Annotated in this window: 1 rRNA gene; it reads left to right on the forward strand. The window is 60.1% G+C overall.

Going from position 1 to position 687, the window contains the following annotated elements:
* Window positions 1-9 precede the first annotated feature (9 nt).
* Window positions 10-687, forward strand: a 16S ribosomal RNA gene (locus GJ1_RS17440); the annotation flags it as partial.

Below are 687 nucleotides of genomic sequence, written 5' to 3' on the forward strand. Positions count from 1 at the left end.
AATCAACTTTCTTTGGAGAGTTTGATCCTGGCTCAGGACGAACGCTGGCGGCGTGCCTAATACATGCAAGTCGAGCGGACTGAATGGGAGCTTGCTCTTGTTCGGTCAGCGGCGGACGGGTGAGTAACACGTGGGCAACCTGCCCGCAAGACCGGGATAACTCCGGGAAACCGGAGCTAATACCGGATAACACCGAAGACCGCATGGTCTTTGGTTGAAAGGCGGCGCAAGCTGCCACTTGCGGATGGGCCCGCGGCGCATTAGCTAGTTGGTGAGGTAACGGCTCACCAAGGCGACGATGCGTAGCCGGCCTGAGAGGGTGACCGGCCACACTGGGACTGAGACACGGCCCAGACTCCTACGGGAGGCAGCAGTAGGGAATCTTCCGCAATGGGCGAAAGCCTGACGGAGCGACGCCGCGTGAGCGAAGAAGGCCTTCGGGTCGTAAAGCTCTGTTGTGAGGGACGAAGGAGCGTCGTTCGAAGAAGGGCGGCGCGGTGACGGTACCTCACGAGGAAGCCCCGGCTAACTACGTGCCAGCAGCCGCGGTAATACGTAGGGGGCGAGCGTTGTCCGGAATTATTGGGCGTAAAGCGCGCGCAGGCGGTTCCTTAAGTCTGATGTGAAAGCCCACGGCTCAACCGTGGAGGGTCATTGGAAACTGGGGGACTTGAGTGCAGGAGAGGA

It is taken from the genome of Geobacillus jurassicus NBRC 107829, from assembly GCF_001544315.1.
GTDB classification, from domain to species: domain Bacteria; phylum Bacillota; class Bacilli; order Bacillales; family Anoxybacillaceae; genus Geobacillus; species Geobacillus jurassicus.